Below are 12,645 nucleotides of genomic sequence, written 5' to 3' on the forward strand. Positions count from 1 at the left end.
TATTTTGGCGACCGTCTTGTAAACGCGCCGTATCAGGATCCCTCAACGGTCCGATGCCCAGGCGCCGGCGCGCACCGTCACTTCGGCCTGATCCAGCACCCGGCCTTCGGCATCCCGCAGCTGGAAGACATGCCGGCCCGGCTGCGGCGTCCAGTCCGACGCCGCTCCGATCCCATAGGCCCTGCCATCCAGAAACCAGCGGGCAGCGGCCGCCGGACGCGACCGCACATCGACCGCCCGCACCCGCAGGCGCTGGCGGTCCCAGGGGATGTCCGGATCCAGGGCGATCAGGGTGCCGTCGACCGGCTCGGCAATCCGGGGGCGGCCTGCTGCGGCATCCTGACTCGGCGGCGCAAACACGGCCTGGGCGGTGTCGCCCAGAAAGTATTCCGTGCGAGCCGGCTCCAGGCCACCGGCAAAAAGCACCTGTTCGGACACCACGGCGGCAGGCTGCGCAGGCGCGCCGATCTGCCGCCCCGCGTACCGGCCCATCGGATCGGTCGCTGCACCGCGAGCCATGGGCGCGGGGATGGCGCGATCCGCCGATGAACTCGCGTGCGCCGCATCGCGCCGCGTCAGCCAGTTCATCAGATCATGCCAGATCGGCCCTGCCCCGCTGACGCCGGATACCTCGCGCATGCTGGCGCCGGCGCTGTTGCCTACCCAGACGCCCACGGTGTAGTCGGCCGACCAGCCCACGCACCAGTTGTCGCGCATGTCCCGGCTGGTGCCGGTCTTGACCGCCGACCAGGCGCGGGTGGACAAGGGACTGTCCAGCCCGAAGGTGCGGGCACGCGCCTGCCTGTCGGCCAGAATGTCGCCGACGATCCAGGCCGCGCCTGGGGAAAACAAGGGCCGTCCTGCCTGATCCGGTGCCGCCCGATGGCCCGCGCGGCTAACGCCGGGCGCATCCGCAGCCCCCGGGACAAGGGACACCGGCGCATAGTTGCCGCCGCGCGCCAGTGCCCGATAGGCATTGCTCAGGGACAACAGCGTCACATCAGCCGAACCCAGCGCCAGGCTGTAGCCGTAATAATCCCCGTCTCGCGTCAGCGGCAGGCCCAGGGCCGTCAGGCGCTGCGCCAGTACGTCCGGGCCGACCATCATCAGTGCGCGCACCGCCGGAATGTTCAGGGAGGACGCCAGCGCCACGCGCGCGCTGACCCAGCCGCTGAAGCGGTGATCATAATTGTCGGGAATGTACAGGCCACCACCGCCATCCAGGTCCAGCGGCCGGTCATCCAGCAGGGATGCAGCCGTCAGGCGCCGTTCGTCCAGCGCCAGGGCGTACAGGAACGGCTTCAGGGTCGAACCGGCCTGGCGCAGCGCCTGGGCATGATCGACGTCGGCGGCCTCGGACAGATCCCCGGACGACCCCACATAGGCCCGCACGGCCCCCGATCGATTCTCCAGCACCACCACGGCCGCATCCGTCACGCCCGTGCCCCGCAGGTCCCGCAGATGGCGGCGCACCGAGCGCACAGCCAGCGCCTGCAGATCGGCATCCAGGGTGGACCGGACCGTGCCATCCACTGCCTGCCCACCCCGGATCAACAGGCGCGCCCAGTGCGGCGCCAGGCCCGGCGTCTCAAAGCGGGCGGCATGGGCGCGGGACAGCGACAGATCGATGAAATCCCGCAAACCATGGCAGCGATCCGGGCGCCCCAGGTCGCGCAGCACCGCGCAGCTGCGCTGGGTCAGGGCCGCCGGCGACGCATTGGGCCCACGCAGCAGCACGGCAGCCAGCGCCGATTCGCGCAGCGTCAGCCCCGAGGCCTGTTTCTGGAACATCACCCGCGACACCGCATCGACGCCGCGCAATTCGCCTCGATAGTTGGCCAGATTCAGATAGGCTTCCAGGATCTGCGCCTTGGACCAGCGCGATTCCAGCTGGCGGGCGGCCTGCATCTGGTCGAGTTTCTGCCACACGCCCCGGCCGTCCGGCCCACGCCGTAGATCCGCATCCAGCATGGCCGCCAGCTGCATGCTCAGGGTTGAGGCCCCACGCCGGCCATCCCCCCACACAGCCGACCAGGCCGCCGATGCGCTGGCCAGCCAGTCAACCCCGCCGTGCTCGTAGAAACGGCGGTCCTCGGACTGGATCACGGCCCGCTGCAAGGCAGCGGAAATGTCCCGCAGCGGCACCCAGTCCCCGCGCCGGCTGGAAAAATCCGTTCGGATACGCTGGATTTCCCGGCCATCGGCCGCCAGCACCCGGACGTCCGACGCCTGCCAGGCCTGGCGCACGGCCGCGTAATCCGGCAGGGCCGCCGCAGGCGCGATGAGATCCCCTGCCGGCGCCGACATCGGCCACAGGGCCGCCACCAGCAGCCCGGCCCCCAGATGGCGCCAGGCGTTCAATCGGCCGTCACCCGGAAGGGTTCATTGGGCAGGCTGCCGAACACGTCCGGCTGGTACAGGGCCTCGATCCGCGTCGGCGGCAGTTGATAGTCTCCCGGCGTATTCAGCCGCACCGTGTATTCCAGGGTTTGGACGCCGGCGTCCAGGACCTCGAAATACGCCCGATACACGCCCGCGTCGCGTTCGATGAACGTGGGCCGGTCCCAGAACGGCTGATCTTCGGATTCACCCTGGACGGCGATTGCCGAATCCCGCCCCAGGCCGCCGCCCAGGATGGACGCGCCGGCCGGCACCGGGTCGCTGATCACCGACCAGACGACCGGTTCCCGGCTGTGGATGCGCAGACTGACCCGGTAGACATCGCCCACCGACCAGCGATCCGGTCGGGCACGGGACACCGGCGTGATCGCGCGTTCCACCCGCATACCGGCATCCACGGCCTGGGTCTGCGGCACTGCCGCCCGGGCCGTCACGGTCGCCCAGCCGCCGCCGGCCCCCTGCTGTGCCAAGTCCACCGTGCCCCGCCGGGATGACGGCCACGACATATCCAGAGCCTGACGGTGAATGCCGTCCGCCTGGGGCATATCGGCCCAGGCCAGCGTCCGTGCCGTCCCCGGCGCCAGCGTCACTGACACGGAACCCTGCCCGGCCTGGGCTTCCTCTCGACGCGCATAGTCGTTGACCGCCAACATCCCCAGCACATTGGCCGTGGTCGTGGACCAGGCGCCATGGCTCTGCAAGGACAGCAGGCCGGTCATCAGGCGTGACAGGTCGGGGCGCCATTCCGGACGCGGCAGGACCGTCATCAGCAGCCGCGCCTGGGCCGTCGCGACGTTGCTCATCAGCCACCAGCCCTGATCCGCCGTCGCGTCCGACAGCACCAGCGAAGTCCCATGGCGGCTGAGCCGCATCCGCAGCACACTATCGGCGTACGCCAACAACGCGGCGCGATCCGGCAGGTCGGGCACGTGTTGCAGGATGGACAGCCACGTCACCACCGCAGGCGTCGGCCAGTCGCTGACGTCCAGGGCGAAGGAGTCCAGCATGCCCGGCTGCCAGGCCCCGGCCAGCGCCAGCGCATCGACGGCAATGAGCTTGCGCCAGAACTGATCCTGCACCGGCGCCCAGGCCGACTCGTCCAGGCGGCCCAGGACGAAGTCCTGCAAAGCGGACAGCATGCGTTCCCGGGCCTGATCCGGCAGCGCGTTGGGCCAGCCCATCGCCCCCGCCCGCGCCGAGACCTCGACCAATTGAGCGGTCAGGATCACGCTGCCACGCCCGCCGGGGAAATAGGCCAGCAGTCCGGCCTCATCCTGGTAATCGGGCAGCCGCTGCATCAGGGCCTTCCAGGCGGCCTCATCCCGCATGCCGACGGCCTTGGAGCTGAGCTGTTCCATGCAAGTGTAGGGATAGGCCGCCAGCCAATCCTGCACACCCGGCAGCGTCCCCGCCAGGCTGGACTGCAGCTGGACCGTCACTCCGCCACGCGGCACTCCCTGGGCGTTCAGCTGCGCCCGCGCCGAGGCATCGACCGGCAGGTGCTGCGGCGCCCCTGGGCGGATTTGCAATAGCGTTGCCTGGCGCACGGTCACCGGCACGGCCGGCAACAGCGTCTGCTGCACCACGATCCGGTCTGCCGCCTGCTCGCTGCCCTGCCGGGTCTGCGCCGCGAAGGTCCATTGCAGGGTTTCACGGTCCTGCTTGTTCCCCAGCAGCGGCGCATCCACCGGCCAATCCAGCGTCGCCGATGCGCCCGCCGCCAGGTCCAGGGCCTGCTGTGGCAGGGACTGTGCCGTTGTCCCCTGCATTTGGGCCGACACTGTCAGCGGCAGGGCAAGCTGCGTGCGATTGCGCACCGTGATCCGCGCCTGATAGCGGTCGCCCTCGCGCACCACCTGAGGCAGCCCGGACACGACTTGCAGGTCCTGGGTGCTGATGATGTCGGTCGAGCCAGTGCCAAAGCGCCCCTGGCCCTGGTCGACCACGGCCACCAGCCTGAACCGTGTCAGGGAATCGTTCAGCGGCACCTGCACCTGTGCCCGCCCCTGATCATCCAGGGTCAGGTCGCCGCGCCACAGCAGCAGTGTGTCGAACAGTTCGCGCGTGGCGCCGAACCCCCCGCCACCGCCCGCCGGCACTGCCTTGCGGCCGTAATGCCGCCTGCCCACCACCTGGCCCTGGCTGGTGGCCGTGCGCACGCCCTCGTCGCGCTCTACCCTCATGGCGTCCAGCAGATCCCAACTGCGGTTGTCCATCAATTCCAGCAAGGCTGCATCCACAGCGGCAAACGCCACCCCCGCGCCCGCCGCCGGCTTGCCATCCGGCAGGAAAGCCTGGATCTCGACCTGTGCCGTGTCACGCACCTGATAGGTGTCGTGATCGGCCTTGACCTGCACCTTCAGGCGATCAGCTTCACCGCTGACACGGATCTGCGCCAGGCCAAAGCGAAAGGACGGCTTGGCCAGATCGATCAGGCCGGTCGGCGCCGGGGCATCGTCAATCTGATCCGCCCGCGCACGAACCCAGTCCAGCGGGTGGCGCCACCCCCAGTCGAAGAAAGAAGCCCAGGGCACGTGGCGAATGCGGCCACGCACCGCCAGCACCGAGACATAGACGTTCGGCCCCCATTCGGCCTTGACCGGCAGGCGCACGACGGGTTCGTCGCCATCCAGCGACACGACGTGGGTTTCGAGCACGCCTTCGCGTTCCACAGCCACCAGGGCCTGGGCCTGGCGAAACGGCATGCGCACGGTGAATTCGGCCGTTTCACCAGGTTTATAGCTGGCCTGGGACGGAATCACGTCGATCCGGTCGTCGTCGCCCCCCGAAAACCAGTTTTCGCCGCCCCATACCCAGATCGAGGTCGCCGCCCGCGACAGCCGGCCCTGGGCATCCTGCGCTTGAGCGAACAGCTGGATCTCACCGTCTCGATCCAGACTGACGGGGCACGCCAGCAGCCCCTTGGCGTCGGTCTTGCCCTGGCACAACGTGCCCAGGGATGCGACCTGCGCATGCGTATCGTAGGTGTAGAAGCCGCCCACCAGGCGCTTGCGCGTGGAATACGTGGTGCGCACACGGCCGTCCAGCTGCACCGGAACCCCCGCCAGCGGCCGGCCCTGCGGGTCCACGGCCAGCAGCTTGACGGTCGAGGTGTCGCTGCGCGACATCCAGCGGCCGGTCTGCAGCCCCACCACCACGGCGGCCGGCCACACCTGCGCCGTCTGCGACAAGGTCTGGATTTCGCCATTGGGGTCGGCAAACGAGGCCTCGAACAGCCAGGATTGCGGCGCATCCACCGCCGGCAGATCCCGCAGGTCGACGCGCGCCCCGCCCTGCGCATCCAGGCGCAACGGCTGCTTGTCCAGGATCAGGCGGCGCAGGCTCTCGGGCGCGGCCTGATCCGCCTGATCCGCCGAGGCTGCTTGGTCCTGCAGGCTGTCCGGCACGCCAAAGTTGAAATCCGAGTAATCGCTGAAACCGGGATACAAGGGCTGCGCCACCGCCGACAGCGTGGCATCCAGATCGCGGGCTGGACCGCCCGACTGCCAGGCCAGCTGCAGATCGGCCTGGACCGCCGCCGGCGCGATCAGTGGGCCAGCGGCCCCCGGCGCAGCAGCGCCCGCAGCCGCGATCTTCAGCGACCCGGTCAACAAAGGCAGCTTGAACGCCTCGACCCTGAAACCGCCCGCCAGCAGCGTCTGCGCCCAGCCATCATCCCGAGCGGCCGCATCGGCCGGCGGCGTCAACTGGATGTCATATTGCCCCAGCTTCGCCGTGCGGGGAATCGCATAGTCCAGCACCGCATACAGGCCGCCGCCGGGGCTCAGCTGCCAGGTCACCGGCAGTTTGGCCGTGTCGCCAGAGCCCTCGTGCACGATCTCGACCGCTTCGGGCAGACAAGCGGGCTTGCGAGCCGTCAGGCATCCGGTCGGCGGATTGCGCACCCCATCGCGCGTCAGGTCGCGCAGGAAGAGCTTCATGGACACAGTTTCCCCCACCCGCAGCAGGGACCGGTCCAGCACCGCATGGGCCACCTGATCCGGCACCGGCGACTGGCTGGTGGGGACATCGAAGCGCCAGGGCTCGATGCCCTGATCCCAGCTGGACCAGGCAAAGGAAAAATCCGCCTGGCCGTGGGCCGCCGGATGATCGGCGGCAATCCGCGCCGTCACGAACACCCCCGATTGCGAAGTGCCTTCGCAATACTCATCGGCCGGCACCGCCCCCAGCGAATGCCAGAGCCCCTGTTCATCGGTCTGCCCCTGGCGGATGCGATGACCGTCGCAGCCCAGGATCGCCACCTGGGCGCCGGCCACCGGCCGGCCGCCATCCAGCGTCGTCACCCAGACCAGCGCATCGTCGCGGCCGGTCTTGACGTGCACCGCCAGATTCGTGACGAGCACGGCCGAACGCACATACATCGTGCCGCCCGGCTGGTCCTTGTCCGACAATAGCGCCGCCCCCAGCCTGGGGGACGCGGCCTCCAGCACGTGCAGGCCCGGCGTCGGCACCGGCACCCCAACCATTTCGATATCCTTGCCCTCGGCATCCTGCACCCCTGGCAGCGTGAGCGCGCGGGCCTCGTCCTGCGGGCCGAATACAGATCTGGAACGCACATCGACCAGGGGCTCGTCCCGTTTTGCATCCCGCACGGGGCGCGAGGCCAGCACGTCGGCGAACTGGCCCGCCGTCAGTTGGCCTTCCTGCAGACGCTGGACCTTCGCCATCCACTGCAGCGCCTGCACGTCATCGGTCGTGACGTGGTCATCGACCCGACCCGCAGAAATCATCATGTCCCGGGTACGCAGCTGCGGTCCGACCCGACGCAGCGCCAGCGGCACCAGGGCTGGCGCGTCCTGAGCGGGCGCGCCTTCGGCAAAACGCTCGATGATCCCGAACGGCCCAGAGGCGAATTTCACCAGCGGCGGCAAGGCATCGACCGGCACGTCCAGGGGGAATCGGGACGCATTGACCAACGCGCGCCCCATCTCGTCGCGCAGGTTCTTGGGCAGCACCAGCCGCAGCGTGGACCGTTCCGCAAAGGGCGCTCCAAACGTCAGGCTGGAAACGGCATCCGGAGCCGATCCGTCATCGGTGGCCTGTATCCGCCGAGGCCCGTCCGGGGTTTCCAGCACCACCTGGTTTGCCAGCGCGCGCGGCACTGGGCTGGAAAACGTCACCCCGATCGGAAACAGCGGCGAACACGGCGCCTGGGCATTGCTGCGGGTACAGTTCATCGAAGCCCGGAAGGGCCCGCGCACCTGGAAATCCTGCGACAGCACCATCCGGCTGACCACGCCCGGCTGGCCGGGCAGATCCGGGGACTTCACCCCCGGCCCGACCACCAGGCGCACCTGCGCCGAAGACGGCAACAGGCGTTTGCACTGCAGCAATCGAGCATCAGCCCGGCGCTGGGGGTCGCCTTGGTCCCAGCCGACCGACCGCAGGATCTGATCGCGCTGATCACCGGCGATGAGGCGCACCGGCACGGACTCCCCCAGCCCCTGGACCTCGCAATGCGCATGGTCCAGGATCGACTGCGGATCCGTCGCGGTATTGAAGCGCAGGACGAAGACCTGATCTTCCACAATATTGTGGTCCCAGGGATAGGCAATTTCCGCGCGTGGCCCGCCCGTGGTGAAGGCATAGGCCTTGTCGCCATCCAGCGGGTGGCCCTGCAGATCCCGGAAATCGGGGTTCGGCTCGGCCCGGCACGACACTGCGCCCGCCAGCGGCCTTTCAAAGGAATAGACCCAATGCTGCGGGTCTACCCAACGGCCCGAGCCCTTCGCAGCGTCCGAATCGCACTGGATCCGGTAAGGGTCTGCCGCCAGATCATCGCCTAGCGCAATGGCCGGCGCATCGAAATCGACCTGCGCCTGCATGATCCGCGCCATCGCCCCCTGGGGGGTGAAGCGCGTGACCTGTGCGGCGGATGCCGAGACGACCCAGCCCAGGGCCAGGCCTGCCAACAGAGTACGGGAGAGGATCGGATGCATGGGGCGGCCCTGTTCTGTTGTTCTGCTGATGCAATGCCCAGCGCACCATGGAGCGGCCAAGCGGCGATGCAGGCAGGTTACCACCACCCCGCCGCCGTCACCAAGGCGTCTCATGCGATGTCTTATGCGATAATTCCCGCTTTCCCGGCAGCCGGCCATTGGCGCCCGCCGCCGTCGGGGGCCTCTAGCTCATGCCTGGTTAGAGCAGCGGACTCATAATCCGTTGGTGCCGAGTTCGACTCTCGGGGGGCCCACCAGAATTCAGACCTCGCCCCACACCTGCCCGCTTGAATGAGGCTCGGCTCTACCCCATTGCTCCATTAAACGTGTTCTTCGCAAAAACAAGTCTAATGAATGCCGGTGTCCCCCGTTAATGATGTAGAGCCAAGATAGACTCCCTACTGAAATAGACGCGTCATGTTGGGCGGCGGCGACACCTCACATGCAATTCATGTATCCATTCATGAGGGCAGCCGCCCAAGCGTGGAGAACTCCGGGAGCTATGTAACCACCGGCAATATCCGGGGCCCGGGCTCGGGGATTGCGCCCATAATTCCCATCATGAAAACCTCTATTGCACATCGCGCCGGCCGGCTTGCGGTTCTGCTGGTCGCCCTGTCCGCCCTGGGCGGATGCGCCGTCTACCAACCTGCTCCCGCCTACTACGACGATGGCGGCGGGGTCGTTTACGGCGGGCCGTCCGTGTACGTCGCCCCGCCCGTCTACGTGGCACCCCCGGCCTTCTATTTCGGCTTCAGGTCATACGGTGGCGGCCACCGAGGCTACCACCATGGCCGGCATGGGGGACGGGGCTGGCGTTAAGTCAGCCCGCCAGGTGCTTGAGCGTCTTGCCGAGTCAACCCCGAAATACATCGTCCAATTCTGCGGCATCTACAAAATTCAGCGACCAGGTTTCCAGCTGAGACGCCTTCGCCGTCAGGATGCGCTGCGTGACAGCCTCAGATAAGGGGCCGAAGCGGCGTCGAATCTGGTTCAAGAGTAGCTCTGCTTGGCCTTCTTGCCTGCCTTCTTGCCTACCCTTCGCAATCCCATGACGTTCGGCGATCGTGACATAGCTCATCGTATGCTCCTGTTCCAGCTGCTGAGCAGCCAGAAGATAATCCACTTCCAATTCCGACGGCAGCCCAATAACCCATTCCACCAATCGCAGTAGCTGACCGATCTAGTCTCGCTTATAGCCGTAGCCGTAGAGCCGCCGAGTCAGGCTTAGCAGCGGCGCCAGCCGCGTGGCCTTGTCTGGATGGCCCGAGGCCTGCAACTGCGCCATGATCAGCACGGCGAACGGGTTCGCCGGCGCCAAGCGGTCCAGCTCATACACCATTCAATCCAGAAATCCATCATCCAGCAGACCCTTCTCTTCCCCTTTCGCCATCACATAGCGTTCAGCAACCGCCAGGAAGCCACATTTATACCAATAATTGGTATAAAATAGCGGCTTGCCAAGGAGAACAAATCATGCGAAATACATCTGTCTCCCTCGGGCCGCACTTCACCAGCTTCATCGATTCCCAGGTGGAAGGCGGGCGCTATGGTTCCGCAAGCGATGTCATCCGGGCAGGACTGCGACTGCTGGAAGAACACGAATCCACGGTGAAAGCGCTGCAAAACGCACTGAACGCTGGCCTTGAATCCGGCGAACCACGCCCGTTCGACTTCGAGGCTTTCAAAGCCAGCAAGCGTGCAAAATTCCAGGCGCAATGAAAATCATTGCGTTTTCGCCGGCGGCAGAAACCGACATTGACGAAATTTGGGACTACACCGCCGATCGGTGGGGACCAGACCAGGCTGACAGCTACATAGATGCCATTCGGGATACCTGCTATGCGCTAGCCCGAGGAACAAAGCAAGGCCGATCTTCTGTGCTGCCGAATTTCCAAAAATACCTGTGCGGTTCGCATGTAATCTATTTTTTGGGTTACGCCGATCGCCTGGACATCATCCGCATACTGCATCAACGGCAGGACGCGGAGCGGCACCTATAGTCCATAGGTCATGGCAGGATTGTACTTTGAGCCCTTCAGAATCAACCCCGAAATACATCGTCCAATTCTGTGGCATCCAGGATGTTCAGCGACCAGGTTTCCAACTGAGACGCCTTCGCCGTCAGGATGCGCTGCGTGACAGCCTCAGATAAGGGGCCGAAGCGGCGTCGAATCTGGTTCAAGAGTAGCTCTGCTTGGCCTTCTTGCCTGCCTTCTTGCCTACCCTTCGCAATCCCATGACGTTCGGCGATCGTGACATAGCTCATCGTATGCTCCTGTTCCAGCTGCTGAGCAGCCAGAAGATAATCCACTTCCAATTCCGACGGCAGCCCAATAACCCATTCCACCAATCGCAGTAGCTGACCGATCTAGTCTCGCTTATAGCCGTAGCCGTAGAGCCGCCGAGTCAGGCTTAGCAGCGGCGCCAGCCGCGTGGCCTTGTCTGGATGGCCCGATGCCTGCAATTGCGCCATGACCAGCACGGCGAACGGGTTCGTCGGCGCCAAGCGGTCCAGTTCATCCCAGCGGGCGCGCCACATCTCCAATTCTACAATCGGAAAGGTGAACCGGGTCTGTTGATCCAGGAATCTGTCCTGGTAGGTCAGCGTGGCCGTGGGCCGCTGCTTGTTTTTACGCACGGGCTGGTCGATCAGGATCCCTAGACTGTAGACCTGCGGCGGCAACTGCAATTTGCTCTTGCGCCGTTCCCGCTGGCAGATCAGCACCCTGTATTCCAGCATGCGCCAGCCAAAAGCCCGCAGCGCCTGGGGGCCGGTCAGGCAGCCTTGGACCTCCACATGGACCAGCAGCAGCGCCCTGTCGCCACTCAGCAGCTGGACCTGCACCAGTTTATCCGCATACCGACGGCCTTGGGCCGGAGCACTGGCCCGTTTGACCGCCTGCAACTCCTTGTCCAGGAACACGATCGGCACGGACCAATCGATCAAAGTGTGCAGATCCGGCGCCACCAGCGCCAGCATCTGAGGGAAATAAAGCTCCAGCGCCTCTTTCCACGGACTGTCGTGGTCGTCGGCCGGGCGGTCGGGATCGGACATGACTGGGTTCCCAAGCAAAGGAACACCCATTGTCCGAATCGCCGAGAGCTGCTTCTAGCTGACAGACCTACCAAAGGACGCAAGGGTCACACCGACGATACGGGTGGCACCCTAACCCCTACGTTTCAACAAGGCAAAGTGAACTTTCGACGCAGGTGTCAACGCCGGTTGAAAACTGACCCACTTTCGTCGGAATCGTCGGAGTAAAACTGACCCACCCCGGCATTCCAAATCTAGTTCCTGATCTTGATGTTCCCGGCCTTTCGCTTGTCTTTGAGCCGGTAGCTTTCCCCGGCGATCTGCACGATATGAGCGTGATGTAACAAGCGATCGAGCAAGGCGGCGGTCAGCGTCTGGTCCTCAGCAAAGCATGAGGACCACTGACTGAAGGGCAGATTGCTGGTGACGATGATGCTGGTGCGCTCGTAGCGCTGGGCCACCACGTTGAAGAACAGATTCGCCTCCTCGCGTCCAAACGGCAAATATCCGATCTCATCGATCACCAACAGGCGCGGCCCGATGATGGCACGGTTGAAATACTGCTGCGGCCGATCCTGTTTATGGGCGGTGGCCAACTGCATCATCAGGTCGGCGGCAGTCAGGAAGCGGGTCTTGATGCCCGCCATGACGGCACGGTAGGCCAGCGCCTGAGCCAGGTGGCTCTTGCCCACGCCGCTGGGTCCCAGGAACACGACGTTCTCGGCCCGTTCGATGAAGCTCAAGGCTGCGAGCTCTTGAATCTGGGCGCGCGGCGCACCACTGGCGAAGGCGAAGTCATAGTCCTCGATGGTCTTGATCGACGGTAGTGTGGCGATCTTCATCAAGGCGACCCGCTGGCGCTCGATGCGGGCGTCGTTCTCGATACCCAGGAGGCGTTCCAGGAAGTCCCCATGGCTGGCGTCCTCGCGGGCGCACTGCTGCGCGATGGCCGGCCACTCGCCGGCGATCCGCTCCAGCTTCAGGACATCGCTGAGCTGTTCGATCCGATTGTGTTGAAGGTTCACGCACGCACCTCCAGCAACTCGTTATAGACCGACAGCGGGTGCTGGAAGCTCTCTCGCGGCACAGGCCGGTGAGAGGCGGATGGCACCAGGATGCCGTGCTGCTGAGGCAACGCCAGCAGTGCCAGGCGTTCCTCCTGCAGACGCTTGGCGGGTTGTTCCTGCGTAGTGCCATGCAACCGCTGGTCGGCAACTTCCGTCAGCCATCGGCCGATGTGGGCGTTCG

General features: G+C 65.7%; 10 protein-coding genes, 1 tRNA gene and 1 pseudogene. 4 read left to right on the forward strand and 8 right to left on the reverse strand.

Annotated features, from left to right (window positions below; all coding sequences use genetic code 11):
- Positions 1-42: 42 nt before the first annotated feature.
- Together pbpC and VDP74_RS11410 are read right to left on the reverse strand one after the other, a co-directional pair.
- Positions 43-2,307, reverse strand: coding sequence for a penicillin-binding protein 1C (gene pbpC, locus VDP74_RS11405; protein ID WP_416232981.1), 2,265 nt, complete (start codon positions 2,305-2,307; stop codon positions 43-45).
- 50 nt (positions 2,308-2,357) lie between these two features.
- Positions 2,358-8,360, reverse strand: coding sequence for an alpha-2-macroglobulin family protein (locus VDP74_RS11410; RefSeq protein ID WP_322999756.1), 6,003 nt, complete (start codon positions 8,358-8,360; stop codon positions 2,358-2,360).
- A 178-nt stretch (positions 8,361-8,538) separates the two neighbouring features.
- On the opposite strand from VDP74_RS11410, the gene VDP74_RS11415 reads away from it, so the two are divergent.
- Positions 8,539-8,617, forward strand: a tRNA-Ile gene (locus VDP74_RS11415).
- Positions 8,618-8,921: 304 nt separating this feature from the next.
- Positions 8,922-9,182 carry a hypothetical protein gene (locus VDP74_RS11420; RefSeq protein ID WP_322999757.1) on the forward strand — a complete coding sequence of 87 codons (261 nt, stop codon included), beginning with the start codon at positions 8,922-8,924 and terminating at the stop codon, positions 9,180-9,182.
- Positions 9,183-9,216: 34 nt separating this feature from the next.
- Here VDP74_RS11420 and VDP74_RS11425 read toward each other — a convergent pair whose 3' ends face one another.
- Complete coding sequence (locus VDP74_RS11425) at positions 9,217-9,486, reverse strand: DUF4351 domain-containing protein (RefSeq protein ID WP_322999758.1); 270 nt, start codon at positions 9,484-9,486, stop codon at positions 9,217-9,219.
- A gap of 57 nt (positions 9,487-9,543) precedes the next feature.
- The gene (locus VDP74_RS11430) at positions 9,544-9,702 is read right to left on the reverse strand and encodes a hypothetical protein (protein WP_322999759.1); all 159 of its coding nucleotides are present in this window, start codon (positions 9,700-9,702) and stop codon (positions 9,544-9,546) included.
- Positions 9,703-9,833: 131 nt separating this feature from the next.
- Here VDP74_RS11430 and VDP74_RS11435 point away from each other — a divergent pair, with 131 nt between their 5' ends.
- Together VDP74_RS11435 and VDP74_RS11440 are read left to right on the forward strand one after the other, a co-directional pair.
- A complete protein-coding gene (locus tag VDP74_RS11435; RefSeq protein WP_322999768.1) occupies positions 9,834-10,082 on the forward strand; it encodes a type II toxin-antitoxin system ParD family antitoxin in 249 nt (82 codons plus the stop codon).
- Positions 10,079-10,363: a type II toxin-antitoxin system RelE/ParE family toxin gene (locus VDP74_RS11440; RefSeq protein ID WP_322999760.1), complete on the forward strand. Its 285-nt coding sequence runs from the start codon at positions 10,079-10,081 to the stop codon at positions 10,361-10,363. Before VDP74_RS11435 ends, VDP74_RS11440 begins: the two co-directional genes overlap by 4 nt.
- Before the next feature lie 41 nt (positions 10,364-10,404).
- Here VDP74_RS11440 and VDP74_RS11445 read toward each other — a convergent pair whose 3' ends face one another.
- The 4 genes and pseudogenes from VDP74_RS11445 to VDP74_RS11460 all read right to left on the reverse strand — a co-directional run.
- The gene (locus tag VDP74_RS11445; protein WP_322999761.1) at positions 10,405-10,674 is read right to left on the reverse strand and encodes a DUF4351 domain-containing protein; all 270 of its coding nucleotides are present in this window, start codon (positions 10,672-10,674) and stop codon (positions 10,405-10,407) included.
- Positions 10,675-10,731: 57 nt separating this feature from the next.
- The gene (locus tag VDP74_RS11450) at positions 10,732-11,418 is read right to left on the reverse strand and encodes a hypothetical protein (RefSeq protein ID WP_322999762.1); all 687 of its coding nucleotides are present in this window, start codon (positions 11,416-11,418) and stop codon (positions 10,732-10,734) included.
- Between the two features lie 233 nt (positions 11,419-11,651).
- On the reverse strand, positions 11,652-12,422 hold the full coding sequence (gene istB / locus VDP74_RS11455; RefSeq protein ID WP_322999763.1) for an IS21-like element helper ATPase IstB: 771 nt from the start codon (positions 12,420-12,422) through the stop codon (positions 11,652-11,654).
- A pseudogene (locus VDP74_RS11460) lies at positions 12,419-12,645 on the reverse strand (IS21 family transposase); the annotation flags it as partial. The pseudogene VDP74_RS11460 and the gene istB, both read right to left, overlap by 4 nt.

The sequence above is a fragment of the Castellaniella sp. genome (assembly GCF_034674885.1).
In the GTDB taxonomy this organism is placed as follows: domain Bacteria; phylum Pseudomonadota; class Gammaproteobacteria; order Burkholderiales; family Burkholderiaceae_B; genus Castellaniella.

Coding starts and splice junctions, on each gene's coding strand:
- VDP74_RS11430 (WP_322999759.1), bottom strand. CDS start 9,702: ATGGTGTATGAGCTGGACCGCTTGGCGCCGGCGAACCCGTTCGCCGTG.
- VDP74_RS11440 (WP_322999760.1), top strand. CDS start 10,079: ATGAAAATCATTGCGTTTTCGCCGGCGGCAGAAACCGACATTGACGAA.
- VDP74_RS11420 (WP_322999757.1), top strand. CDS start 8,922: ATGAAAACCTCTATTGCACATCGCGCCGGCCGGCTTGCGGTTCTGCTG.
- VDP74_RS11450 (WP_322999762.1), bottom strand. CDS start 11,418: ATGTCCGATCCCGACCGCCCGGCCGACGACCACGACAGTCCGTGGAAA.
- VDP74_RS11410 (WP_322999756.1), bottom strand. CDS start 8,360: ATGCATCCGATCCTCTCCCGTACTCTGTTGGCAGGCCTGGCCCTGGGC.
- pbpC (WP_416232981.1), bottom strand. CDS start 2,307: ATGTCGGCGCCGGCAGGGGATCTCATCGCGCCTGCGGCGGCCCTGCCG.